This is a genomic window from Ferrovibrio sp. (genome assembly GCF_017994015.1).
Classification (GTDB): Bacteria; Pseudomonadota; Alphaproteobacteria; order Ferrovibrionales; family Ferrovibrionaceae; genus Ferrovibrio.
In genome coordinates this window covers 54,732-78,660 of the sequence record NZ_JAGOLP010000007.1, presented here as the reverse complement: position 1 = coordinate 78,660, position 23,929 = coordinate 54,732, and the positions used below count along the sequence as shown (strand labels likewise).

The window sequence follows — 23,929 nt, the reverse complement described above, 5'->3', positions numbered from 1 at the left end:
ACCACGTCGCAACGCAAAAGCCGCCCGAAAGGCTGGAAAAGCCGGGGCGATCCGACTATCTTCCGGCCCGCCCGCAGCCAACCAGGCGCTCGTCTGGCCGGCATGCTGCTGGGGTGTAGCCAAGCGGTAAGGCAACGGTTTTTGGTACCGTCATCCCTGGTTCGAATCCAGGCACCCCAGCCAATCCTTCTCTTCCAAGCTTAATTCACGATGCGCCAGGCGCCGTCGGGCATCAGGCAGGCGGTGCCGTAGCTGGCTTGCGGCGCGCCATTCACCACCACGGTGGCCTGGTATTCGCGGCAATATTGGCCATTTTGCGCCTGGTAGACCGGCGAGGCCGGCACGGCGGAAATGTTTGGCCCGCCATAGGGCGCGGGGGCATAATAAACCGGCGGCGGCGGCACATAATAGCGTGTGCGCGGCGGTTCAATCAGCACCACACGCGGGCGATAGGCCGGCGGGCCCCAATAGCCGCCGCGGTAATCCCTGCCATGGGAATGGCGCGGGCCATAGGCATGGCCGCGCTGGCGATAGCCGTTATCGTACCATGGCCGAGAATGCCAGGGCCCACTCGAATAGCCGAAAGAGAAACTGTCGGCCTTGGCCACCTGCGGCGCCAGGGCGATCAGCAGGGCGGCCAAACCAGCTTCGGCCAGATGCTTGTACATGGCATGTCTCCTTGGATAAGCCATGCTGGCAGACTGCCGCTTGATCGTGGCTGAATGAAGGCGCAGGCTGGCTCTGTAACCATATTTCAAGCGCGACGGGCGAAGCATGAACCAGACAACGACTCCCAATTCCGCCAGTGGCGAGCGCCGTTTTATCCCCTGCCGCATCGCCGTGCTCACGGTATCCGACACCCGCTCGGCGGCAGAGGACAAGTCCGGCCAGACCCTGGTGGACCGGCTGACCGAGGCTGGCCATGAACTGGCGGCCCGCGCCCTGGTGAAAGATGAGATTGCCGATATCCAGGCCCAGCTTGTGGCCTGGATCGACGATCCCGCCATCGATGTGGTGCTATCCACCGGCGGTACCGGGGTTACCGGCCGCGATGTGACGCCGGAGGCTTTTGAGGCAATCTATGAGAAGGCAATCCCGGGTTTCGGCGAACTATTCCGCATGCTCAGTTTCCAGAAGATCGGCACGTCCACCATCCAGTCGCGTGCCACGGCGGGGGTGACGCGCGGCACCTATCTGTTTGCTTTGCCGGGTTCGCCGGGGGCTTGCCGCGATGCCTGGGATTTAATTCTCAAGGATCAGCTCGATTATCGCCACAAGCCATGCAATTTTGTTGAATTGTTCCCGCGTTTGCGAGAACATGAGCGGCGCAAACCAAGCTAATTTCCGGCCTGTAGCCGGAACGGAAGTGTCCGGTGAAAAAGATCATCCCCCGCGCCATCAGCACTGAAGCCGACCAGGCCCGCCCGGATGCGCGGCGCGGGCGCGGTGCGCTCAGCGATGTGGCCAGCCGCTACGATACGCTGCGGCGCCAGCGCGAGGATGATGGCTGGGGCGTGTGGGATGAGCCTGAGCCGCTCAAGACCGTGCTGCATGCCGATACCTCGCGCAGCATCATCGCCTGGAACAAGTCGCCGGATATTCCGTTTGATCGCTCGATCAATCCCTATCGCGGCTGCGAGCATGGCTGCGTCTACTGTTTCGCCCGGCCCAGCCATGCCTATCTCGGCTTCTCGCCGGGGCTGGATTTTGAAACCCAGATCATGGTGAAGCGCGATGCGGCGGCGTTGCTGCAAAAGGAACTGGCGGCGCGCGGCTATCAGCCGGCAGTGATGAATATGGGCACCAACACGGATCCGTATCAGCCGGTGGAGCGCGAGGAGCGCATCACCCGCAGTGTGGTGGAAGTGTTGCGCGATACCTGCCATCCACTCGGCATTGTCACCAAGAATTTCTTGGTCACGCGCGATATCGATCTGTTCAGCGCCATGGCGCGCGATGGGCTGGTGAAGATTTTCCTCTCCGTCACCACGCTGGACCGGCAATTGGCGCGCCGCATGGAGCCGCGTGCCTCAACCCCGCCGAAGCGGCTGGAAGCGATCCAGCAACTGGCCGAGGCCGGCGTGCCGGTGGGCGTGATGGTGGCGCCGATTATCCCGATGGTCAACGACATGGAGATCGAGCGCATCCTGGAGGCCGCCTATGCCGCCGGTGCGCGCGAGGCCGGCTATGTGCTGCTGCGCCTGCCGCTGGAATTAAAGGAAATCTGGCGCGAATGGCTGGCCGAACATTATCCCGACCGCGCCGCCCGGGTGATGAAGCTGATCCAGCAAGCACGCGGCGGCCGCGATTATGTGCCGGAATTCGGCAATCGCATGCGCGGCGAGGGGCCTTATGCCGATCTGATCGCCCAGCGTTTTGGGCTGGCCAGCCGGAAACTTGGTTTCAATGAGAAGCGCCTGCGGCTACGCACCGATCTGTTCAAGCCACCAAGCCGCGACGGCCGCCAGGGGAGTTTGTTCTGATGCCCGCCCAATCACCCGCCGAACAATTGCGCACTCTCTGCCTGGCCCTGCCGGAAGCCATTGAGCAGGAAACCTGGGAGCGGCCGACCTATCGTGTGCGCGCCAAAATCTTCGCCATCGAGGTGGCCCAGGCCGGACGCCCGGCCTTCTGGTGCAAGGCACAGCCGGGCAGCCAGCAAATCCTGATTGGCGCCGATGCGGCGCGTTTCTTCGTGCCGCCCTATTTCGGCCCTAAAGGCTGGGTCGGCATGTGGATCGACCGCAAGCCGGATTGGCGCGAAGTGGCCGAACTGGTGCGGCGCAGCTATCGCCTGGTGGCGCCGAAAAAGCTGGTGGCTAAACTCGATCAATCATAACGCCCGATGATCGAGACCGAGCAGACATTCTGGTGCGGGAAGCCGCCCAGATTGTGGGTCAGGCCGAGGCGCGGCGGTGTTGCGCGCTGGCGTTCGCCGGCGCGGCCCTGCATTTGCAGATACATCTCGTAGATCATGCGCAGGCCGGAGGCGCCGATGGGATGGCCGAAACATTTCAGCCCACCATCGATCTGGCACGGAATGGCGCCATCGGCATCATAGAAGCCATCCAGCACATCATGGATGGCGCGGCCTTCGGCGGATATGTGCAGGTCTTCCATCGTCACCAGTTCGGTGAGCGAGAAACAATCATGCACTTCGATCAGGCTGATTTCATCGCGCGGGCGTTCGATGCCGGCTTCCTGATAGGCCCGCTTGGCGGCGATGCGTGTGGTGGCAAAATAGCTGCCATCCCAGGAATTATGCTGTGCCTCCAGGCCGTTTGAAACGGAGAGCTGGATCGCCTTGACCGTGATCAGGTCGCGCTTGCCAAGCGACCGGGCAATTTCCGGCGTGGTGACAATGGCGCAGGCGGCGCCATCCGACACGCCGCAGCAATCATAAAGCCCAAGCGGCTCGGCGATGATCGGCGCATTCAGCACGGTGTCGATGGTGATCCGGTTGCGCAAATGCGCTTTCGGATTACGCGCGCCGTTATCGTGGCTCTTGACCGAGATATGCGCCATGGCGCGCTTCAAATCCTCAGGCGTAGAGCCATGCTTGGCGCGATAGGCGGTGGCAAGCTGGGCGAAGCTGCCGGGTGCGGAAAGATTGGGCCAGGTCTGGTTGTTGAGCGTGCCGCGCCCGCGCTGCGGCAGGCCGCCATAGCCGGTATCCTTCAGCTTCTCCACGCCCAGCGCCAGTGCGATATCCGCTGCACCCGAAGCCACGGCATAAACCGCGCCGCGAAATGCCTCGGTGCCGGAGGCGCAGAAATTCTCCACCCGCGTCACCGGAATGAAAGGCAGCCGCAACCCCACCGCCAGCGGCACGGCGGATTTGCCGACATGCTGTTCCTCGATGGCGGTGCCGAGCCAGGCAGCATCAAGCTGTTTGGTCTCGATGCCGGCATCGGCCAGGGCTTCGGCATAAGCCTCCACCATCAGGTCCTGCGCTTCCATGTCCCAGCGCTCGCCGAATTTTGAGCAGCCCATGCCCAGGATGGCCACCTTGTCGCGGATACCTTTTGGCATGTTCAATTCCCTTCGGTGCTGGCGGCCGGTGCCGCCTTCCAGAAATAACGGCGGAAGCCGCGCTGCTGGTCGATATCCTTGATGCGGAACATCATCCGCATCGGCTGGCCGACGCTCAGCGCCTCGGCATCGATATCGGTGAAATCCATCATCCATCGTCCGCCTTCGTCAAACTGGATCATGCCATAGCAGGCCGGCGGATCGGGCGAATAGGTCAGGCGGTCGGCGGTGTAGGAATTGATCCGGCCGATCTTGTCGGCGAAAGCATGCGGTTCCTGGCTATCGATGGCGCCGCAATTGGGATTGACGCAGACCCGGCTGAGCGGAAATTGCCGCGTGCCGCATTTGCCGCATTGCCCGCCCATGAAGCTGGTCAGCGCCGCGCGGTTGCGCCACAGCGAGGACAGCGCGGTCTGCTTGTCGGCCTCGGCGCGCATGCCGCGCTCCAGCGCAATGACGTCGTTGAAGGCGAGGAATTTTGCATAGTTGGTTTCAGCCCGGCGCCGCGCCAGATGGCCTTTAACCCCCAGCCGCGGTGTGGTTTGCGCAATTTCGGGGGTCACTTCAAACAGCAGCGCATCGGCGCCCTGGCCAAAGCCCACCACCAGAACCAAGTCGCCGGGCCGTGCATCTTCCAGCGCCGCCGCCAGCAGCAGCAATGGATGCGCCACGCCGGTTTCGCCGCACACGCTATGCAGATTGTCGCGCAAGGCAGTCTCGCTGATGCCGGCCGCCTTGGCCATGGCATTGCCCAGGCGTGGCAACGTGGCCGGCATGCAGAAATGCGTTACCGCGCTGGCCGGTTTGCCGGCGCGTTCCAGGCAGCGGGTTATCACCGGCGGCACAATCTGGGCATAGCCGGCATCACGGATCCAGCGTTCCTCCCAGCCGTAATCACCCTCTGAATCAGCAGTGCGGTAATGATCAACAAAATCGGCGCTGCGTGTGGCACTGGCAAGCAATGTTGCCAGCGGCGCGCCATGGCCCAGCAGCAGGGCGGCTGCACCATCGCCGGCCGCCATCTCCAGCGGGCTGGCCGCCTTGGCTTCGCGCTTGTCTGCCGCCAGCAGCAGGATGTTGTCCTGGCTCTGCAAGGCTTGCAGCAGCGCGGTGGTGGCGGCGCGCTGGCTGCCGGCCACATCCTGGGCGCCGATTTCCTCGGGCAGTGACAGGGCCTCGCCCACCAGTCCGGCATTCAAGCGATCCAGGAACGGAAAACTGGTGGAGGCAAAACGCAGGCCGCGCAGCTTGCCGGCAGCATGGCCCAGCAGCGCATCGCGGCCTGCTTCCACCGCCATGGTGATCGGGTCTTCATCCCAATTGCAGATGGCGCGTTCGCCCTTGCCCTGCGCTTTCAACGCCGGATTGAACCAGGCATTGGCCTCGGCGATGGCTTTGCGCGCCAGGCGCAGGCGCGGAATATAGGCACCAAAACTGAGAATGCCGTAACGCAAATCGCCTGCCATTATTTCCTCCATTTTTGCAATGCTGGCAGCGGGGTTTGGCTTAGTCAAGCCGATGCGCGAATTGACCCCACGGCAGCCATGCGCCAGATTTGGCAAAAGCAAAAACGGGAGCGGCGCCATGGCAATCGATTATCACAAACTGAAGCATTGGCAGTTTCCCGATCTGGAGCATCGCTACACCAGCAAGGACACGATCCTCTATGCGCTGGGTCTTGGCTGCGGCAGCGATCCGATGGATATGGATGATCTGCGTTATGTCTATGAGGATGGCCTGCAGGCTTTGCCCAGCATGGCGGTGGTGCTGGGTTATCCCGGCTTCTGGCTGAAAGACCCCAATACCGGCGTGGATTGGCGCAAAGTGCTGCACGGCGAACAGGGGCTGGTGATCCACAAGCCGTTGCCGGCCAGCGGCACAGTGATCGGCAAAAGCCGCGTGGTGGAAATTGTTGATAAGGGCCCGGGCAAGGGTGCGCTGCTGTTTTCCGAACGCGATGTGATCGACAAGGCCAGCGGCGATCTGCTCTGCACGCTCAGCGCCACAACATTCATTCGCGGCGAAGGCGGCTTTGGCGGCCCGGCAACCTTGCTGGGCCAGCCATTACCCGAGCCACATAAATTGCCCGAGCGTGCGCCGGATGCCACCCTGGCTTTGCCGACCTTGCCGCAAGCGGCGCTGATCTATCGCCTGTCGGGTGATGATAATCCATTGCATGCCGACCCGCGCGTGGCGGCGGCGGCCGGTTTTGCCCGCCCGATCCTGCATGGCCTGTGCAGTTTCGGCGTGGCGGTGCGGGCCTTGCTGCGGCTGTGCTGTAACAACGATCCGGCGCGGCTGCGCGCTGTGCAGGGCCGCTTCAGCGCGCCGGTTTTTCCCGGCGAGACGATCAGCACGGAAATCTGGCGAGAGGGCGATGGTATCAGCTTCCGCGCCCGTGTTGTCGAACGCGACGCCGTGGTGCTGAATAATGGCCGCGCGGAGATTGTGTCAGACTGAGTGATTGGGCTGCCTTGGTTTTGTTGATCGGAAATAATCTCACAACGAGGAAACAATGAAACACGTTGCTATTCTGGTGTTTTCTTTGATGGTTTCAGCCTGTTCCCCCACAATGATAGGCAATGAAAAATCAGTCGTGATCAACACTGGACTGTCACTTTCCCCAGACAAAGATGCCTTTGAAGCTGCCAACAATTACTGCGCAGCGAGGGGCGGCAATGCCACGCTTTTGAGCAAGAACAGCAATGATGGAGATTATATTTTTCGTTGCGGCAACTGATTGCAGAGTTTTGTGCTGAAACCCTTTGTGTATTAAGGGAAATAAGAAGCTGCTACGAACCACGGCTGTCCGGTTTAATCCGACGGCGCTGCTAGCGTCCCCCAGAAAGTCGTCATGCCCGCGAAAGCGGGCATCCCGTTTTTTTTGCAAAATATGTTTGAATTCCTGGGAAAATGGGATGCCCGGGTCAAGCCCGCGCATGACGAAAAGGAGAAGGCAGCCCAATGCTTGGGGCTGCCCTCAAATTATTCAGCAATCAGCCCGGTTCGACTCAGAAAATCTCGAACAGGCCGGCGGCGCCCATGCCGCCACCGATGCACATGGTGACCACGCCGTATTTGGCGCCACGGCGTTTGCCTTCGATCAGCACATGGCCGGTCATGCGGGCGCCTGACATGCCATAGGGATGGCCGATCGAGATCGCGCCACCGCTGACATTGAGGCGGTCATTCGGGATGCCGAGCCGGTCGCGGCTGTACAGCACCTGGCAGGCGAAAGCCTCGTTCAATTCCCAGATGCCGATATCGTCCACGCTCAGGCCATGCTGCTTGAGCAGCTTGGGCACAGCGAAAACCGGGCCGATGCCCATCTCATCCGGATCGCAGCCGGCCACCGCCATGCCGCGATAGGCGCCCAGCGGTGTGAGGCCGCGCTTCTCGGCTTCCTTGGCTTCCATCAGCACGGCAGCCGAGGCGCCATCGGAAAGCTGCGAGGCATTGCCGGCGGTGATGAACTTGCCCACGGCGATGCGCTGGCCATCCTTGAACACCGGCTGGAGTTTGGTCAGATCAGCCAGCGTGGTCTGCGGCCGGTTGCCTTCATCCTGCTCCAGCGTGATGCTGCGCTCGGAAGTGGCGCCGGTGGCCTTGTCGGCTACCAGCATGGTGGCGGTGATCGGTGCGATTTCCGCCTTGAAGCGGCCTTCGGCCTGGGCCTGGGCGGTGCGCTGCTGCGATTGCAGCGAATATTCGTCCTGCGCCTCGCGGCTCACGCCATAACGCTCGGCCACGATCTCGGCGGTTTCCAGCATGGTCATGTAAAGCTGCGGCAGGCGCTCCACCAGGGCCGGATCGCGGGTGCGGAAACGGTTGGCATGCTCATTCTGCACCAGCGAGATCGATTCCAGGCCGCCGCCCACGGTAACAGTGTGGCCATCCACAATGATCTGCTTGGCGGCGGTGGCAATCGCCATCAGGCCGGAAGCGCATTGCCGATCCAGGCTCATGCCGGCCACCGTCACCGGCAGGCCGGCGCTCATCGCCGCCTGGCGCGCCACGTTCATCGCCGTGGAACCCTGCTGCATGGCGGCGCCGATCACCACATCATCCACTTCCGCCGGATCGATGCCGGCGCGGGCCACGGCAGCGGCGATGGCATGGCCGCCGAGGGCCTGGGCCTGGGTGTTGTTGAAGGCGCCGCGATAGGCTTTGCCAATCGGCGTGCGGGCGGTGGAAACGATAACGGCTTCACGCATGAGACTGTGTTCCTTCGTTTATCTACGTTGCGTCTTGAAAGGTAGCGTACTGGACAGGCCGCCATCCACTGCCAGCGCCTGGCCATTCACATAGCTGGCCTCGTCGCTGGCCAGGAATAGCGCGGCTGCGGCAATTTCCTCGGGCTGGCCGGCGCGCTCGGTGGGATTAAGCTGGCCGATACGGCTTTCAGCGCCGCGCGCTCGGGCGGCATCAAACAGCGGCTGGGTCATGCCGGTTTCAATCAGGCCGGGGCAAACGGCATTGATCCGCACGCCGCTGCCGGTCAGCGCATTGGCTGCGGTCTGCACCAGGCTGATCACGCCGGCCTTGCTGGCGGAATAGGGCGAGCCGGCAGCGTTGGCGCGCAGGCCGGCCACTGAAGCGGTGCAGACGATGCTGCCCTTGCCCTGGCGCTGCATGATCGGGGCGCCATGGCGGATCGCCAGGAACGGGCCGATCAGGTTGATGCGCAGGATCTCCTGCCATTGCGCCACCGTCTGCTCAAACAGCGGCACCAGGCCGCCGCTGATGCCGGCATTGGCAAAGATGATGTCGAGCCGGCCGAAGTTGGCTTCGGCGTGTGCGATGAAAGCCTGTACATCGGCCTCGTCGCCGGCATCGGCGGGGAAGGCTGCGGCGCCAACTTCATCCGCCACCGCCTGCACCGCCTCGGCGCTGCGATCCACCAACAGCAGCCTTGCGCCCTCGGCGGCAAACAGGCGGGCAGCCGCGCGGCCGATGCCGCTGCCGGCGCCAGTAATGATCGCGGCTTTGCCGCTTAAACGTCCCATCCGGGCTTCCCCCTCAAGTCTTTTCATTGACAAGCATACAGGCTGTGCTTAGGTTTTCCAGTAAATATCGGAACAATATTCCATCATGCGGAATATAACGCAGAAAAATCCGCCGATATGCTGGGAGGACTGGTCCATGGCAACAGAAACGGGCGCGGCAACGCGGCCCTTCATCTGGGAGAAATCCTATCCGCCCGGCATGCGCTGGGACTTGCCGATTCCAAGCCGCTCTCTCGGTGATGTGCTGCGTCAGGCGGTGCGTGATTATGCCAGCCGGCCCTTCCTGGAATATCGCGACCATAGTATCGACTTTGCCGCATTCGGCCGCCGCGCCGAGGGCTTTGCCGCTGCTTTGCTGCGTGCCGGGCTGGGGCCGGGCAGCACGATTGCGCTCTATTTGCCCAACACGCCCTATCATCCGATTGCCTTTCTGGGCGCGGCCCTGGCGGGCGTGCGGGTGACGCATCTCAGCCCGCTGGATGCCGAGCGTGAACTGGCGCATAAGCTGAGCGATAGCGGCGCCAGCCTGCTGCTGACAGTGGATTATCCGGGCCTGCTGGGCATGGCGCTGAAGCTGCAAGCCGCCGGCGCGGTGGAACGCCTGGTGGTGGCCAGCGAAGCCGCCTGGGGTCTGCCGGCGGCAGCATTGATGTCGCTGCCGCAACAACCCGGCCTGGTCGGTTTTGATGCTTTCGTTGCCGAAGCACCATTGCCCGTTGCCTGGCCGGAGGTGAAGCCGGAAGCTGTGGCCTTGCTGCAATATACCGGCGGCACCACCGGGCGGGCCAAGGGCGCCATGCTCACCCATGCCAATCTCACGGCGGCGCTGGCGATTTATGATGAATGGTATAACGGCCAGGGCGAGCAGGTGTCGCAGCGCCAGCGTGTCATCGGCGTGCTGCCGCTGTTTCACATCTATGCGCTGACCACGATCCTGCTGCGCCAGCTCTCGGCCGGCGGTGAAATCCTGCTGCGGCCGCGCTTCGATGTGGAAACCACCTTGCATGATATCGAGGTGAAACGCGCCACGGCGTTTCCCGGCGTGCCGACAATGTGGATTGCCCTGGCTAATTTCCCCGGCATCGAGACGCGCGATTTTTCCTCGCTGGAACATTGCGGCTCGGGCGGTGCGCCTTTGCCGGTGGAAGTGGCGGCGCGGTTCGAGAAACTCACCGGCCAGCGTTTGGGCGGCGGCTGGGGCATGACCGAAACCTCGCCGGCTGGCACCGCGCATCTCAAGCATGGCCCGCATAAGCCCGGCTCGGTGGGGCTGCCTTTGCCCGGCATTGAAATGGATGTGGTGGCGCTCGACGATCCACGCCGCCGCCTGGGGCCGAATCAGAGCGGTGAATTGCGCATCAAGGGGCCGAATGTCACGCCCGGCTACTGGAACCGGCCGGAGGAAACCGCGGCCTCTTTCGTCGATGGCTATTTCCTCACCGGCGATATCGGGCACATGGATGCCGATGGCTATTTCTATCTGGTGGATCGCAAGAAGGACATGATCATTTCGGGTGGCTTCAACGTCTATCCGCAATTGATCGAGCAGGCGATTTACGAACATCCCGCAGTGGCGGAAGTGCTGGTGATTGGTGTGCCGGATGGGTATCGCGGCGAGGCCGCCAAGGCCTTCATCACCTTGCGCCCGGGCCAGGCCGAATTTTCGCTGGATGAGCTGAAGCAGTTTCTGGCTGACAAGATCGGGCGCCATGAAATGCCGGCGGCGCTGGAATTCCGCGACGCGCTGCCGCGCACCCCGGTGGGCAAACTATCGAAAAAAGAATTGCGCGACGAAGAACGCGCCAAGACACAAGGGTAAGGAGAGACAGAATGGATTTGCGTTTCACCCCTGAGGAAATCGCCTTCCGCGATGAAGTGCGTGCCTTTTTCAAGCAGGCTCTGCCTGACAGTATCCAGCGCAAATTGTCGGAAGGCCGCAGCCCATCCAAAGAGGATATGGTCACCTGGACCCGTATCCTCAATCAGAAGGGCTGGGCGGTGCCGCATTGGCCCAAGGAATGGGGTGGCACCGGCTGGAGCCCGGTGCAGCAATATATCTTCGGCGACGAATTGCAGCAGGCGCCGGCGCCGCAGATGCTGCCCTTCGGTGTCAGCATGGTTGGGCCGGTGATAATCGAATTCGGCAATGAGGCGCAGAAAAAGCGCTTCCTGCCACGCATCGCCAATCTGGATGACTGGTGGTGCCAGGGCTTTTCCGAGCCGGGTGCCGGTTCCGACCTGGCTTCGCTGAAAACCACGGCGCGGCGTGAGGGCGATTTTTATATCGTCAACGGCCAGAAGACCTGGACCACCTTGGGCCAGCATGCTGACTGGATTTTCTGCCTTTGCCGCACCGATGCCACGGTGAAGAAGCAGGTTGGCATTTCCTTCCTGCTGATCGACATGAAAACCCCGGGCATCACGGTTCGGCCGATCCAGTTGATCGATGGCGGCAGCGAAGTGAATGAAGTGTTCTTCGACGATGTGCGCGTGCCGGCCGAGAATCTGGTGGGCCAGGAGGGGCGCGGCTGGGATTACGCCAAATTCCTGCTGGGCAATGAACGCACCGGAATTGCCCGGATCGGCATGACCAAGGAGCGTATCCGCCGCATCCGCCAGCTTGCCGCCGAGGAGCGCGATGCCGGCCGGCCGCTGATCGAAAATCGTCGCTTCATGGAAAAGCTGACCCAGCTGGAAGTGGAGCTGAAGGCGCTGGAGATCACGCAGTTGCGCGTTGTCGCCAACGAGGCCAAGCGCGCCAAGGGCAAGCCCGATCCGGCTTCCTCAATCCTCAAAATCAAGGGCTCGGAATTGCAGCAGGTTGCCACTGAATTGCTACTCGAAGCGGTTGGGCCTTATGCGCTGCCGTTTGAAGAGGGCGCACTTGAAGGCCGCAACCTGCCACCCATCGGGCCGGAACTGGCCGGGCCGGTGGCACCGGGTTACTTCAATTATCGCAAGGTCTCGATCTACGGCGGTTCGAACGAGATTCAGAAAAACATCATCGCCAAAGCAATTCTGGGGCTGTGAATCATGGATTTTGATCTCAACGACGAACAGCGCATGCTCAAGGATTCCGTCGACCGCCTGATGGCTGGCGAATATGGCTTTGAGCAGCGCAAGGCCTATGCCCGCAATGAAGGTGGTTTCAGCCGCGAGATGTGGCGGCAATTCGCCGAATTGGGTTTCCTCGGCCTGCCCTTTGCCGAAGCCGATGGCGGCTTTGGCGGCGGCCCGGTGGAAACCATGATCCTGATGGAAGCCTTTGGCAGCAGTCTGGTGCTGGAGCCTTACCTGGCTTCCATCGTGCTGGGTGGCGGGCTGCTGCGCCATGGCGGCAGCGCGGCGCAGCGCGAAGCCATCCTGCCCGGCCTGATTGGCGGCGAGCTTTTGCTGGCCTTCGCCCATACCGAACGCCATGCGCGTTATGATCTGGCTTCCGTGGCCACTACGGCGCGGGCGGAAGCTGGCGGCTTTGTATTGAACGGCGCCAAGGGCGTGGTGCTGCATGGCGACAGTGCCGACAAGCTGATTATTTCAGCGCGGCTTGCGGGCGCTGAGCGCGACCGCGATGGCATCGGCCTGTTCATCGTGGATGCCGATGCACCGGGCCTGAGCCGGCGCGGCTATCCGACCCAGGATGGCCAACGGGCCGCCGAGGTGGAACTGAATAATGTGCGTATCGGCGCCGAGCGGCAATTGCTGGGCGGGATTGAGCTGATCGAGCAGGTGGTGGATGAAGCCATTGCCGCCCTGGCCGCCGAAGCGGTGGGCGCGATGGCGAAGCTGCATGACCTGACCATCGATTATCTCAAGACGCGCCAGCAATTCGGCACAGCGATTGGTAATTTCCAGGTGTTGCAGCATCGTGGCGCGGAAATGTTTGTGGCGCTGGAACAGGCGCGCTCGATGGCGATGCTGGCCTGCATGATGGTGCAGGAAGCTGATGCCGATGAGCGCCACCGCAACATGCAGGCAGCCAAGATCCAGATCGGCCGTTCCGGGCGCTTTGTTGGCCAGCAGGCGGTGCAGTTGCATGGCGGCATCGGCCTGACCATGGAATATGCCGCCGGGCATTACTTCAAGCGCCTGACCATGATCGACACGCTGTTTGGCGATGCCGATCATCATATCGGCATGCTGGCCGCTGCCGGCGGCCTGTTGCAGCGCCAGGAGGATGCGGCATGAGCCATCCATTTGATCTCAGCGGCAAGGTGGCGGTGATCACTGGCTCCAGCAAGGGCATCGGTCGCGCTGCGGCGCATGCCCTGGCGGCGGTTGGCGCCAAGGTGGTGATCTCGGCGCGCAAGGCCGAGCCCTGCGAGGTTGTGGCAGAGGAAATCCGCGCCAAGGGCGGCGAGGCTTTGGTGCTGCCGTGCAATATCTCGCGCAAGCCGGAAGTGGAGGCGTTGATTGCCGAAACCGAACGCGCCTGGGGCCAGGTGGATATCCTGGTCTGCAACGCGGCGATCAACCCGGTTTACGGCCCGCTCGGCAATCTGGGCGATGAAGCCTTTGACAAGATCATGCATGCCAATGTGAAAAGCAGCATCTGGCTGGCTAATCTGGTGCTGCCCGGCATGGCGAAGCGCGGCGGCGGCGCCATGGTGATCGTATCATCCATCGCCGGCATTCGCGGCACGCCGGTGATCGGCGGCTATGGCATTTCCAAGGCAGCGGATTTTGCCCTGGCGCGGAATCTGGCAGTGGAATGGGGGGCGCAGAATATCCGCGTCAACTGCGTGGCGCCGGGCTTGGTGAAAACCGATTTTGCTCGTGCCTTGTGGGAAGATGAAGCCAATCTGAAACAGCGCACCAGCACCACGCCGCTGCGCCGCATCGGCGAGCCGGAGGAAATCGGCGGCATCGTTGCCTTTCTGGCCTCGCCTGCCGCCAGCTTCATCACCGGCCAGGTGATCGTGGCTGATGGCGGCGTCACCATCGGCTGAGCGCATGCGCAAACGCGAAGCCGCCCTGCTGCCGATTGCCGGGCATGGCGAGGCTGCCGGGGCCGACAACGATCCCAATATGGTGACGGCGCTGGCGCGTGGCCTGGATGTGCTGCGCGCCTTCCGCCGCAACGATGCCCAGCTTGGCAATCTGGATCTGGCGCAGCGCACCGGGCTGCCCAAGGCCACGGTATCGCGGCTGACCTACACATTGAGCCGCCTGGGCTATCTGGTCTATCTGCCCGAAGCCGGCAAATACCGGCTGGGTGCCGGCGTGCTGGGTCTAGGCTTTTCCTATCTGGGCGCCACCGGCATCCGCGACATGGCGCGCCCGCTGATGCAGGAACTGGCCGATTATGCCGGTGTCACCGTGGCTCTGGGTCAGCGCGATGGGCTGTCGATGGTGTATGTCGAAGTCTGCCGTTCCAGCGGCGTGGTTCATCTCACCATGGATATCGGCGCCCGCATCCGCATCGGCACCTCGGCGATGGGGCGCGCCTATATTGCCGCGTTGGCGCCGGCCGAACGCGCGCCGCTGTTGCAGGATATCGCCGCGCGCGAGCCGCAAAGCTGGCCCAGTGTTGAACTGGGCATCAATCAGGCGCGGCGCGATCTGGCGGAATACGGCTTCACCATGTCGATGGGCGAATGGCAGCCAGATGTGAATGCCGTCGGCGTGCCGGTGGATGGCGGCGGCGGCGCGCTCAGTTTCGCGCTCAATTGCGGCGGCCCGGCCTATCTGCTGCCGCGCAAAAAACTGCTGGAGGATATTGGCCCGCGCCTGGCCGCCATCGGCGCCAGGCTGCGTGGCATGCTCGGCGGCTGACGCTCCATCACGGCCGCATGAATTCGTAATCGCGGTCTTCCAGATTTTCGATGGCGAATTGCAATTCCGAACGCACATTGTCGAGCGGTCGATGCTGTTTGAGGATACGCACGGCTTCGGCCAGCAGATTGCTGGCGATGGTTTCCGGCGCCATGCCGGCGGCCTGGGCTTCGGCCAAGGCGGCTTCGACATGCTTGTTGACCAGTTGATAGGCGCTCATCGCTGCATCCTTCTTTTGCTGCGCGCCATTCTGCCGCTTCAGCTATCAGTGCGCCTTGATCTAAGTCAGCACGTTGCGCACCATGTCGGGCAGCATTTCCAGATGCCGCAGCGCCGCTTTCAGCCTGGCGCGGTCGGCCTTGCTGATGGCAGCCACCGGCAAGCGGCTGCCAGGCTTGCGGCCAGCGGCAAGATCGGCCAGTTGCTGGCGCAGCAGCAGGCCGAGGATCAGTTCATGCGCCTTGAGCAGGCCTTCCAGATCTTCGGTGCTGATATGGCCCAACTCGGCGGCGCCGCGCAGCCGCGCCTGGGTGGCGGTGGCGGGCAGGCCGAGCTTTAGCGCCATGCAGCGGGCGGCGCTGACCAGCGGCAGCAGGCCGCCCAGCTTGAGATCAACCAAGCCTTCCTTTTCCACCAGGCGGCCAAACAGGCCGATGGCGGGATGAATCTGTGCCGCCTGTTCGGCCAGCAGGCGCAGGAAAAGCGGCGAAGCGCGGGCGGCAGCCAGGGCTTCACTGCGTAATTGCTCGCCCAGCCGGCGTTCGCCATGAATCGGCTGCAAGTCAAAGAAGATATCCACGTTGAGCAGGGCTTCCGCAGAATGCCGCCGCACCCATTCCACCACGCGGGCGCGCCACTGCCCCTGGGCACCGCGCCAGGCCGTGTTCATCGCCATCACGCCGCCCTTGCAATAGGGAATGCCGGCGGTATCCAGCAAGTCGGAAATACGCTTGCCGGCGCGGGCATACCAGCCGTCATCCTCGCTGCTGCCAGCCTGGATGATGGCATTGTCCTGATCCGGCACCAGCAGGCTTTCACCGCGCCCGCCCGAGCCCAGCATCAGCAAACACCAGGGCGCCGGGGCGGGATCGTTCTCGGCCTGCAATTGCGCTTCCACCAGACTGGCGGCGCGGGTGGTGATATCGGCATAGATGCCGCTGATCACGGCGGCGATTTCGCTGGGGCTGAGTTTTTCTTCCAGCAGGGCGCGGCATAGATCGGGCAGGGCGGCGCGCACCGCGCCCAGGCTGGCAGCATCGCTGGCGCCCTCTATGCCGTCGCTGACACTCTGCGCCTCGGCGGCGCGCTGGCGCAGCAAGGCGCGTGCCGAAACCATGCCGACATAATCGCCGCGCCCGTCGGTGACTGCCAGATAGCGCAGATTGAGCCGCCGCATACGGCCGATGGCGCGGAACAGCAAGGCATCTTCCGGCAGGCTGATGATGCCGCGTGTCATCGCCTGGCCCACCGGCAGGTCGGCAGCAGCCGCGCCAAGCCGGGCCAGTGCCCGGGTCAGGTCACGTTCGGTCAGGATGCCGACCGGGCGTTCATACTCGCTCACCAGCAGGGCGCCGATATTCTGTGCGGCCATCAATTGCGCCGCATCAGCCAGGCTGCAGCTAAGATCAAGGCTGGTGGCCGGGCGGCGCATCAAACTGCCGATGCGTTTGCGATAGGGGCCGGGATCAAGCAGGTGCGGGCTGTCTGACATGGCGCTATTCCGGCAGCAGCAGATCTAGCGCCCAGCCGGCCTGGCGCTGGTTGAACACCAGATCGCGCGGCCGGCACATCAATTCACGCGCCGCCCCCAAGGTGCCGACGCCCTGGGCGGCAAGATGTGGCCGCAAGGCACACCACAAGGCCGCTGCGGTTTCGCAATCGCCCAGGGCTTCATGGCGGTGCTGGATATGCACATCCAGCCGTGCGGCGATGCCTTCCAGCGTATAGCTCTGTTCACGCGGAAATAGTGCGGCATAAAGCAGGCCGATATCCAGTGCGGCTGGCGGGCGGCGAAATGGCAGCCTGGCCCGCTCGGCCTCGGCTCGGAGCAAGGCCAGGTCAAAGCCGATATTGTGGCCCAGCAATACACGATGCTGCCAGAAGCGGATCACCATACCGCCGATCAGGGCAAAGGGCGGTGCGGCGGCCACGGCGGCATTGTCGATGCCGTGTATGCGCGTGGCGCTGGCCGGGATCGGGCGGCCGGGATGCACCCGCAGGTCAAGCTGCAAGGCTTCGGCGGCATCCTGGCGCCAATGCAGGCCGCCGATGCTGACGATGCGATCCTTCAGCGGATTGAGTCCGGTGGTCTCGGTATCCAGCACCGCCAGCGGCAGGTCATGCAGCGCCAGGGTGGCGGGCAGGCCGGGTTCGCTTTCCGCCAGGCGCCGCCGCCGACCCATGCCAAGCCGGCGCCAGGCGGCGATCATGCGGCGGGGCAGGGGCAGCGTGCGGGCCATGCCGCGCCAGGCTCAGTTGCTGCGGCGGGCAGCCAGGGCAGCGGCCAGGTCTGCCAACTGGAAGCGTTTGCCCATGCTGGTGCGCAAAGCCACCATGTTGAAGCCAAGATCGCCGGCAATCACTTCCAGATCATTGCGCTTTAGCTTGGTATGAATTGGCGCCAGTTCATGGATGGTGCTGGCCGTGGCGCGGATAACCTGTTCGGGCGGCTGCGGCGCTGCCTGGCTGCTAAGCGCAAAACGCTGGTCGAATTCGGCGATGCGATCAGCCCAGCCCTGCGGTCGATGCGCCGGCACGGCTTCATTGAGGATGTCGGCATAAAGCAGCCGCAGGCCTTCGGCCACGGCGGCGCGCTGGCCGGCATCACCGGGGCGCAAGCAGCCCTCAGCCACGATCAGCGTGTCTGCCAGAGTGAGCGAATAGGCTTCCCAGCGGCAAATCTCCAGCAATTCGCGGAAGATTGTTTCCTTCATCAGTTTCTCGAAGGCAAGCAGGGTTTTCACCCGGCAATAGCCGATCACCGATTTCTGCGCCAGATAGGCGGCTTCGCCGGCCACAAACTGGCGCAGGCCGGGCAGGTCGCTCACCTTGGGAGGAAAAAAGAAATCCATGCCGCGCTGCAACAAGCCGCGCTCGGACAATGCCATTTCCATGCTGCCTCCCATTTATATCCACCCTATTTAGCGCCCGGCTCGGCCGGCTGCACCGCATTTTTGCATGACGCTCTGACAATTTACTAAAGATTTACAGCCAAAGGCAAAACCGGCACGGCAACGAATTTCGACTATGGTCTAATGAACGAAAATTTACACCCTCGCTATAGTCTCAGACACGTAGGGGAGGAATCGAGGGGTTTGCATTGCCTCTCCGTGCGGATGCTCGAACACACAAACGAATTAAAAGGGGCAGGAGCGCCAAACATGACTCAACTTTCACCGGAAAAGGCCCAGGCCTATTGGTCCCGCACGTCGGGGCTGATGTGGACCATGCTCGCCATCTGGTTTGTCGCTGGCTTCGGCGTGCATTTCTTTGCGCCGCAGCTCAACGGCATCCGGATCATCGGTTTCCCGCTCGGCTTTTACATGGCCGCGCAAGGCTCGCTGATCATCTTCGTCGTCTCGCTGTTCTGGTTTGCTGGCAAGCAGAACGAGATTGACGAAGAGTTCGGCGTGGCTGAAGACGAATAAGGGGGGCGCAGCCATGGCTGACAATTCGCAAGGCGGCGGTTTTATCAACAACCTCGGCAAGATCTACGCCATCTATACCGGCGGTTTCGCCGGGTTCGTGATCTTCCTCGCCATTCTTGAACAGATGGGCGTCTCCAATCAGGTGATCGGCTATCTGTTCGTGTTCATGACCATCGGCGTTTACGCGCTGATCGGCGTGATCTCACGCACTTCTGAAATGGGCGAATACTACGTCGCCGGTCGCCGCGTGCCGGCGCTCTATAACGGCATGGCCACTGGTTCCGACTGGATGAGTGCCGCGTCGTTCATCGGCATGGCCGGTTCGCTCTACCTGCTTGGCTATGATGGCTTGGCCTTCGTGCTCGGCTGGACCGGCGGCTACCTGCTGGTGTCGATCCTGCTGGCGCCCTATCTGCGCAAGTTCGGCCAGTATACCGTGCCTGACTTCCTCGGCGCTCGTTATGGCGGCAATCTGGCCCGCTTCGCGGGTGTGATCGTGCTGATCTCTGCGTCCTTCACTTATGTGACGGCGCAGATTTTCGGCGTTGGCATCATCGCCTCGCGTTTCCTCGGCATCTCGTTCGAGGTTGCGGTGTTCGTTGGTCTTGCCGGCATTCTGGTCTGCTCGATGCTGGGCGGTATGCGCGCGGTTACCTGGACCCAGGTGGCGCAGTATATCATCCTCATCATCGCCTACCTGATCCCGGTGGTCATCCTGTCGATGAAGGTGACCGGCGTGCCGATCCCGCAGTTGATGTATGGTCAGGCGCTGGAGAAGATCGAGGTGCTGGAAAAGACGCTCGGCGTGGTCAAGGGCCACACGGCGGTATTTTCCGATGCCAAAGGCGTGATGAATTTCACCGATGCGATGAACTTCTTCGCACTGATCTTCTGTCTCATGGTTGGCACGGCTGCTCTGCCGCACATCCTGATGCGCTACTTCACCACGCCCAGCGTGCGTGATGCCCGCAAGTCGGTGGCGTGGAGCCTGTTCTTCATCTTCCTGCTTTATTTCACGGCGCCGTCCTATGCCGCGTTTGCCAAGCTGGAAGTGTATCAGAACGTGATCGGTCAGCAGATCTCGGCTTTGCCCTCCTGGGTGCAGTCGTGGGGTGCCATCGGCCTGGTCGGCGCCTGCGATGCCGCCAATGCCGATACGATCTACGCGCTGTGCAAAGGCGTGAAGGGCAATGCTGACGGCATCTTGCAGCTCAGTGAGTTCCGTATCGCGGCCGACGCCATCGTGCTGGCCACGCCGGAAATCGCCGGTCTGCCCTATGTCATCGCCGGCCTGGTGGCCGCTGGTGGTCTGGCGGCGGCGCTTTCCACCGCCGACGGCCTGCTTCTGGCCATCGCCAATGCGCTCAGCCACGATATCTACTACCGCATGATCGATCCGGAAGCGCCGACCCAGCGCCGCCTGATCATCAGCCGCGTGTTGCTGATCGTTGTGGCCATCGCCTCGGCCTATGTGGCGGCGCAGAAGCCTTCCACCATCCTGGCGATGGTGGCCTGGGCCTTCTCGATTGCCGCTTCGGGCCTGTTCCCGGCGCTGGTGATGGGGATCTGGTGGAAGCGCACCAGCAATGCCGGTGCGGTTGCCGGTATGCTGGCGGGCTATGGCGTCTGCGTGTACTACCTCGTCACCACGCAGTTCTATGGCGCTCCGCTCTGGTTTGGTGTGAAGAACATCTCTTGCGGGTTGTTCGGCATTCCGGCCGCCTTCATCACCACCTACGTGGTCAGCCTGTTCACGGCTGCGCCCTCGAAGGAGATGCAGGACTTCATCGACTCGATCCGTATCCCGGCGGGTGAAGTGAAGCTGGCTGATGCGCGCGATGCCGTTAGCCACTAAGCGCTAACGCTTGCTTGTAACGGGCGGCGGGGATCATATGATGGTCCCCGCCGCTTTTTTTGTCCGAGTGTGGAAACCGTATGTCTGAAAAGCCTGATTTCTTCTGGGATTTCCTGCCCTTCTGGATCGTCGCCTATGGCCTCGCCACTATTGGCTGGACCTGTGTCGGCCGCTTCCTGATGAGCGGCTTCCTGCCGCCCGACAGCACCAACTACATCTATCGCTGGTTTGTGCGGCTGACCGAATGGCCGGTGCGGCTGGTGGGGTTTTTCACGCCGGCCTTTGTGCTGCCGCGCCTGTTGCCGGTGGTCACCGCCTTCTGGGCTTTTCTGCTGCGCTATATCGCCTATGTGCTGTTTGCGCGCTATGGCATGGCGCCGGGCTTGGGAGGCTGAGCCATGTTCAATCCGCAAACCATCTTCATCGCCATGCTTGGGGTCACGCTGGTCAATGGCTTTGTCTCGCCGATTGTGCCGCTGGTTTTTGTGTGGTCGCCGGTCTGGCTGCCGGAATTCGCCCCGCAAACCCCCATCGTCATCCTGTATGGCACTTCGCTGATCGTGTCGGTTTCCACCCTGATCCTGTCTGGTGTGCCGGCGGCTTTGTTCGAGCGGCTCACCGGGCGGCGCGAAAGCGATATGGCCTCGATGCTGGTCTGGCTCGGCGCCGCCTTTCTGCTCACATTGCCCGGATTGATCTGACAGGAGCGCCATGGCGGAGGATTTTGAAGCCACCGCCCTGCGTATCCGCCGCCTGGCCTTCCTTTCGGTTGGGCGCGGCTGCTTTTTCGCTGCGCTGGCGATCTGGTGCTGCATGATCGGCCTGATCTTCGAGCCGGTGCTGGCGCTGAAATGCGGCGCCATCCTCACTTTGCTCACGGCCACTGTGCTGCTGCTCAAGGCGCAGACGGTGACAAGGCGGTCCTACAAGCAGACCGAACTCTGGATCCTGCTGGATCGTCAGGTGGATTTGCTGCCAGCCCATGCCCAGCGCCTGATTGCCGGCACCTTGCAGGAAATCTATCTGCGCTACGCGCTATTTGCCGGCCTGATCGCCATCCTGTTCTGGCTGCTGGCGCTGCTTTTTGGCCTGGCCGTCAAAAATGGTTAAGGCGCGGCTGGGGTTGTAGTCTGGGCAGCGAAGCGGCAATGGTCCGGCTTGATATCCAGCAGCGGCGTGCCGTCCAGGCAATCCAGGCCACGCACCAGCAGGCTGTTGCCCTCGCGCCGCTCCAGCACCACACGCGACAGGCCGATCGGATTGGGCCTGAGCGGCGAGCGTAGCGAGAAGGTGCCATGCGCCTGGCCGTTGCGGCCCGGGCTTTGCTGCACCAGATCGCGCCGCGAACGGTCAAGCCAGTAGAGAATTTCCAGCTGCGCAAAGGCTTCCACGCCGTCCAGCGCCGGCAGCCAGGGCGCAAAAACCTCCACGCGGCAAAGCGGCCCATCCGGCTTGCCCTGGCGCGGGCAGAGGTCGCGCGTGGCCCAGGGTGTATGGATGCGGCCAATGAAATGCAGCCCGGCATCACTGGCCGCCGGCAGTTCCACCGCGATTTCAGCCGGGCGCAAAGTGGTGTCCATGGTCATGCCGCCTGGCTTTCTGCAATCAGCCGTATCGTGGCGTCGAAATCCTTCTGTGCCATCCTCAGGATGGTCAGCGCGGCGCCTTGCGGCTTGGGCCGGTTTGGCTGTTCCCAATTCTGCACACTATCCAGTGTGAAGCCCAACAGGCCGGCAAATTCGGCCTGGCTGTAGCCCAGGCTTTCGCGCAGTTGCTTCACGTCCACATGGCTCGGCTTCAGCACATGCAAGGCAACGCGGGCTGCACATAATTTAGCGCGGAATTGCTCCAGGTCGTCGATCCGGGGCGCCGTGAAATAGGCCGCACGACCCAAGGCCAACTGCTCGGCAACATTACGGGCCGCACGGCTGCTGGCGCCCGCGTCGGCCAGAACGACCATCACATCCGTCAGACGCTGCAAACGGTCCTGTTCAGGGGGCAGCAACAGCAATTCATATGCTTGGCCGGCGCCGCCAGCGTCGGTCCTTGATTGCGCGGCCTGCACGGTCGCCCGCAATCCGGCGGCTGTCCTTGATTTCAATCCATCCGACATCCAGCGCCTCCATCACCACATCGGCCAATTCGCGCAACAACATGCCGTTCATCCTGCCGCCCCAGATGGCAAACTGGCGGATGGTGATCATGTCGTCGCCCCAGATAACGTCGCCGAAAATCTCGAAATCACCCTGGGGCGTTTCCGCCACAACCACCAACATGGTCGTGTCTGTGAGACGAAGGTCAAGATGAACCGCAAAACGTGCCGTCCGTATCAATGTATCATACGCTGGAAGCGTATATTTGTAAATCGGAGTCAAGCCAGACCCCCGAGGTAAATTTGGCGTTTGAGAGGATCAACCCAAATGTTTTCCACAGGCTCAATTGCCCAGCAGAATGTTGATTCGCAGTGTCGGGCTTATTCCAGCAATAAGATCCCTGGGAGATTAAATCTCGCTCACTTTGAATTCGGCGATCAGGAAATCGACCGTTTCTCGGTCTCGCAGCTTGCAGACAATATTCTGATTAGCGAAGGCGCCTTTGAACCATTTGGCTTCTGTTGGTTCGACAGTTTTGCGCCATTCTACACCCACGACATATTCCGCGCGGTCGGCTGGTTCTCCAATCCGCTTTATCCTGGGCTCGGCAAGAGGTTGCTCGAAGAGAGGACCGTTCGGTGTCATGAAATCTGAGGCAGGCTGCGCTTCAATTGTTACGATACCAAAACCAACATAGCCGTTGCCCTTGTCATAAACAAAAATCTTATCCCCAACGGCGAGTTGGTTTAGCCGCTTGGTGTAGAATTCACCGCCTCCCGCACTGATGAAACCGTAGCGCTTCATATCCGTCCATGAACGGTGATCACCGAGGCCTGCATTAACGAAATAGTAGCCGGACCACGGCATGCGAACTTTATGCTCGGATCTTTCGATTACTTCCTCTTGGTCGAGTAAAAAATCAGTTGTAAGCCATTGCTTGCCATCAGCTTCAAATACGTTGAAGAATATGGTGTTGATAGCAACACCATATTCTTCCGAGAGGTACTCTACGATCCGTCGAGATGCTGCATCCAGTTCACTTGCGACGATCAGCATCGAGTGGGTACCGTTCAGTTGTTCCGGAATCCTCTCGCCAAATTTTTCACGAAATGCTGTGGCCAAGTTAGTCTTGAGATATTTTTCAGCAAGACTGTAGATTTCCGGTGTTTCCAGCGTCCGTGCCCAAGAGGCATAGTCCAGCACCTGAGCAACGATCTCACGGCTTGTAAAATCCCTCTTTAATTCGACAATGATCAGAGAGCCTTCTGCGTTCATTGCCAAAAGATCGATAAATTTGCCGTGGTCTGTGCGCACCTGACGTCCGATGATCAGGGCGTCCAAGCCGAGAAGTGAAGGGTCGGAGGCAACCCAATCCTCGATTAGACTCTCCTTTACCAAGGTGCTGCGGGTCGCTGGCCCGAGTTTACCATTAGTGATCGAATAAAGTGACGTCATGTCGAACCTTTCATATCATAAAGAGGGTAATATCTGGGTAGTCTTTCGCGCAATAGTCACTTAGTT

The 23,929-nt window shown here is 61.8% G+C and carries 28 protein-coding genes and 1 tRNA gene; 16 read left to right on the top strand and 13 right to left on the bottom strand.

The features are described 5' to 3' along the window. Window positions 1–109 precede the first annotated feature (109 nt). Window positions 110–183 (top strand) — tRNA-Gln (locus KBB36_RS06435). Between the two features lie 17 nt (window positions 184–200). On the opposite strand, the gene KBB36_RS06430 is transcribed toward KBB36_RS06435, so the two are convergent. Then, on the bottom strand, window positions 201–668 hold the full coding sequence (locus tag KBB36_RS06430; RefSeq protein ID WP_290978141.1) for a hypothetical protein: 468 nt from the start codon (window positions 666–668) through the stop codon (window positions 201–203). 106 nt (window positions 669–774) lie between these two features. On the opposite strand from KBB36_RS06430, the gene moaB reads away from it, so the two are divergent. The 3 genes from moaB to KBB36_RS06415 are packed head-to-tail and all read left to right on the top strand — an operon-like array spanning window position 775 to window position 2,839. Then, the gene (moaB, locus tag KBB36_RS06425) at window positions 775–1,341 is read left to right on the top strand and encodes a molybdenum cofactor biosynthesis protein B (protein WP_290978140.1); all 567 of its coding nucleotides are present in this window, start codon (window positions 775–777) and stop codon (window positions 1,339–1,341) included. Window positions 1,342–1,373: 32 nt separating this feature from the next. Continuing rightward, the gene (locus KBB36_RS06420) at window positions 1,374–2,483 is read left to right on the top strand and encodes a PA0069 family radical SAM protein (protein ID WP_290978139.1); all 1,110 of its coding nucleotides are present in this window, start codon (window positions 1,374–1,376) and stop codon (window positions 2,481–2,483) included. After that, window positions 2,483–2,839 carry an MmcQ/YjbR family DNA-binding protein gene (locus KBB36_RS06415; protein WP_290978138.1) on the top strand — a complete coding sequence of 119 codons (357 nt, stop codon included), beginning with the start codon at window positions 2,483–2,485 and terminating at the stop codon, window positions 2,837–2,839. Before KBB36_RS06420 ends, KBB36_RS06415 begins: the two co-directional genes overlap by 1 nt. On the opposite strand, the gene KBB36_RS06410 is transcribed toward KBB36_RS06415, so the two are convergent. Together KBB36_RS06410 and KBB36_RS06405 are read right to left on the bottom strand one after the other, a co-directional pair. Beyond that, entirely contained in the window at window positions 2,830–4,032 is a 1,203-nt protein-coding gene (locus KBB36_RS06410; RefSeq protein ID WP_290978137.1) for an acetyl-CoA acetyltransferase, read from the bottom strand. The two genes, KBB36_RS06415 and KBB36_RS06410, sit on opposite strands and share 10 nt — an antisense overlap. 2 nt (window positions 4,033–4,034) lie before the next feature. Then, window positions 4,035–5,498: an OB-fold domain-containing protein gene (locus KBB36_RS06405; RefSeq protein WP_290978136.1), complete on the bottom strand. Its 1,464-nt coding sequence runs from the start codon at window positions 5,496–5,498 to the stop codon at window positions 4,035–4,037. Window positions 5,499–5,616: 118 nt separating this feature from the next. Between KBB36_RS06405 and KBB36_RS06400 the strand changes: the two genes are divergently transcribed. Next, window positions 5,617–6,492 (top strand): MaoC/PaaZ C-terminal domain-containing protein, encoded by an 876-nt coding sequence (locus KBB36_RS06400; protein WP_290978135.1) that lies wholly within the window; start codon window positions 5,617–5,619, stop codon window positions 6,490–6,492. Between the two features lie 55 nt (window positions 6,493–6,547). Next, the gene (locus KBB36_RS06395) at window positions 6,548–6,772 is read left to right on the top strand and encodes a hypothetical protein (RefSeq protein ID WP_290978134.1); all 225 of its coding nucleotides are present in this window, start codon (window positions 6,548–6,550) and stop codon (window positions 6,770–6,772) included. A gap of 271 nt (window positions 6,773–7,043) precedes the next feature. Here KBB36_RS06395 and KBB36_RS06390 read toward each other — a convergent pair whose 3' ends face one another. Next, window positions 7,044–8,246 (bottom strand): acetyl-CoA C-acyltransferase, encoded by a 1,203-nt coding sequence (locus KBB36_RS06390; protein WP_290978133.1) that lies wholly within the window; start codon window positions 8,244–8,246, stop codon window positions 7,044–7,046. A gap of 18 nt (window positions 8,247–8,264) precedes the next feature. Further along, entirely contained in the window at window positions 8,265–9,038 is a 774-nt protein-coding gene (locus KBB36_RS06385) for an SDR family NAD(P)-dependent oxidoreductase (RefSeq protein ID WP_290978132.1), read from the bottom strand. A gap of 136 nt (window positions 9,039–9,174) precedes the next feature. Here KBB36_RS06385 and pimA point away from each other — a divergent pair, with 136 nt between their 5' ends. From pimA to KBB36_RS06360, 5 genes are read left to right on the top strand one after another with little or no spacing between them, the layout of a single operon-like run. Beyond that, entirely contained in the window at window positions 9,175–10,857 is a 1,683-nt protein-coding gene (gene pimA, locus KBB36_RS06380) for a dicarboxylate--CoA ligase PimA (protein WP_290978131.1), read from the top strand. 11 nt (window positions 10,858–10,868) lie between these two features. Beyond that, a complete protein-coding gene (gene pimC, locus KBB36_RS06375) occupies window positions 10,869–12,068 on the top strand; it encodes a pimeloyl-CoA dehydrogenase large subunit (RefSeq protein WP_290978130.1) in 1,200 nt (399 codons plus the stop codon). A 3-nt stretch (window positions 12,069–12,071) separates the two neighbouring features. Then, window positions 12,072–13,226: an acyl-CoA dehydrogenase family protein gene (locus KBB36_RS06370; protein ID WP_290978129.1), complete on the top strand. Its 1,155-nt coding sequence runs from the start codon at window positions 12,072–12,074 to the stop codon at window positions 13,224–13,226. Further along, window positions 13,223–13,987: an SDR family NAD(P)-dependent oxidoreductase gene (locus KBB36_RS06365; RefSeq protein ID WP_290978128.1), complete on the top strand. Its 765-nt coding sequence runs from the start codon at window positions 13,223–13,225 to the stop codon at window positions 13,985–13,987. Before KBB36_RS06370 ends, KBB36_RS06365 begins: the two co-directional genes overlap by 4 nt. A gap of 4 nt (window positions 13,988–13,991) precedes the next feature. Then, window positions 13,992–14,813, top strand: coding sequence for an IclR family transcriptional regulator (locus tag KBB36_RS06360; RefSeq protein WP_290978127.1), 822 nt, complete (start codon window positions 13,992–13,994; stop codon window positions 14,811–14,813). 7 nt (window positions 14,814–14,820) lie between these two features. Here the strand turns inward: KBB36_RS06360 and KBB36_RS06355 are convergent, their stop codons facing one another. The 4 genes from KBB36_RS06355 to KBB36_RS06340 are packed head-to-tail and all read right to left on the bottom strand — an operon-like array spanning window position 14,821 to window position 17,926. Next, the gene (locus tag KBB36_RS06355; protein WP_290978126.1) at window positions 14,821–15,033 is read right to left on the bottom strand and encodes a hypothetical protein; all 213 of its coding nucleotides are present in this window, start codon (window positions 15,031–15,033) and stop codon (window positions 14,821–14,823) included. Between the two features lie 60 nt (window positions 15,034–15,093). Next, window positions 15,094–16,524 (bottom strand): DUF294 nucleotidyltransferase-like domain-containing protein, encoded by a 1,431-nt coding sequence (locus KBB36_RS06350; RefSeq protein ID WP_290978125.1) that lies wholly within the window; start codon window positions 16,522–16,524, stop codon window positions 15,094–15,096. Between the two features lie 4 nt (window positions 16,525–16,528). Next, the gene (locus KBB36_RS06345; protein ID WP_290978124.1) at window positions 16,529–17,272 is read right to left on the bottom strand and encodes a 3'-5' exonuclease; all 744 of its coding nucleotides are present in this window, start codon (window positions 17,270–17,272) and stop codon (window positions 16,529–16,531) included. A 12-nt stretch (window positions 17,273–17,284) separates the two neighbouring features. Continuing rightward, the gene (locus KBB36_RS06340; RefSeq protein WP_290978123.1) at window positions 17,285–17,926 is read right to left on the bottom strand and encodes a hypothetical protein; all 642 of its coding nucleotides are present in this window, start codon (window positions 17,924–17,926) and stop codon (window positions 17,285–17,287) included. Between the two features lie 267 nt (window positions 17,927–18,193). On the opposite strand from KBB36_RS06340, the gene KBB36_RS06335 reads away from it, so the two are divergent. The 5 genes from KBB36_RS06335 (at window position 18,194) to KBB36_RS06315 (ending at window position 21,425) form a co-directional block, all read left to right on the top strand. Then, on the top strand, window positions 18,194–18,460 hold the full coding sequence (locus KBB36_RS06335) for a DUF4212 domain-containing protein (RefSeq protein ID WP_290978122.1): 267 nt from the start codon (window positions 18,194–18,196) through the stop codon (window positions 18,458–18,460). 13 nt (window positions 18,461–18,473) lie between these two features. Continuing rightward, a complete protein-coding gene (locus KBB36_RS06330) occupies window positions 18,474–20,315 on the top strand; it encodes a sodium:solute symporter family protein (RefSeq protein ID WP_290978121.1) in 1,842 nt (613 codons plus the stop codon). A gap of 80 nt (window positions 20,316–20,395) precedes the next feature. Further along, the gene (locus KBB36_RS06325; RefSeq protein ID WP_290978120.1) at window positions 20,396–20,710 is read left to right on the top strand and encodes a YggT family protein; all 315 of its coding nucleotides are present in this window, start codon (window positions 20,396–20,398) and stop codon (window positions 20,708–20,710) included. Between the two features lie 3 nt (window positions 20,711–20,713). After that, a complete protein-coding gene (locus tag KBB36_RS06320; RefSeq protein ID WP_290978119.1) occupies window positions 20,714–21,016 on the top strand; it encodes a hypothetical protein in 303 nt (100 codons plus the stop codon). A gap of 10 nt (window positions 21,017–21,026) precedes the next feature. Further along, complete coding sequence (locus KBB36_RS06315) at window positions 21,027–21,425, top strand: hypothetical protein (protein ID WP_290978118.1); 399 nt, start codon at window positions 21,027–21,029, stop codon at window positions 21,423–21,425. On the opposite strand, the gene tsaA is transcribed toward KBB36_RS06315, so the two are convergent. The 4 genes from tsaA to KBB36_RS06295 all read right to left on the bottom strand — a co-directional run bounded on the left by tsaA (window position 21,422) and on the right by KBB36_RS06295 (window position 23,863). Next, window positions 21,422–21,895: a tRNA (N6-threonylcarbamoyladenosine(37)-N6)-methyltransferase TrmO gene (gene tsaA / locus KBB36_RS06310; RefSeq protein ID WP_290978116.1), complete on the bottom strand. Its 474-nt coding sequence runs from the start codon at window positions 21,893–21,895 to the stop codon at window positions 21,422–21,424. The genes KBB36_RS06315 and tsaA overlap by 4 nt on opposite strands. A 2-nt stretch (window positions 21,896–21,897) precedes the next feature. Further along, complete coding sequence (locus KBB36_RS06305) at window positions 21,898–22,320, bottom strand: helix-turn-helix domain-containing protein (RefSeq protein WP_290978114.1); 423 nt, start codon at window positions 22,318–22,320, stop codon at window positions 21,898–21,900. A 7-nt stretch (window positions 22,321–22,327) separates the two neighbouring features. Further along, window positions 22,328–22,690, bottom strand: coding sequence for a hypothetical protein (locus KBB36_RS06300; RefSeq protein ID WP_290978112.1), 363 nt, complete (start codon window positions 22,688–22,690; stop codon window positions 22,328–22,330). 126 nt (window positions 22,691–22,816) lie between these two features. Continuing rightward, a complete protein-coding gene (locus KBB36_RS06295; protein WP_290978111.1) occupies window positions 22,817–23,863 on the bottom strand; it encodes a hypothetical protein in 1,047 nt (348 codons plus the stop codon). Window positions 23,864–23,929: the final 66 nt, after the last annotated feature.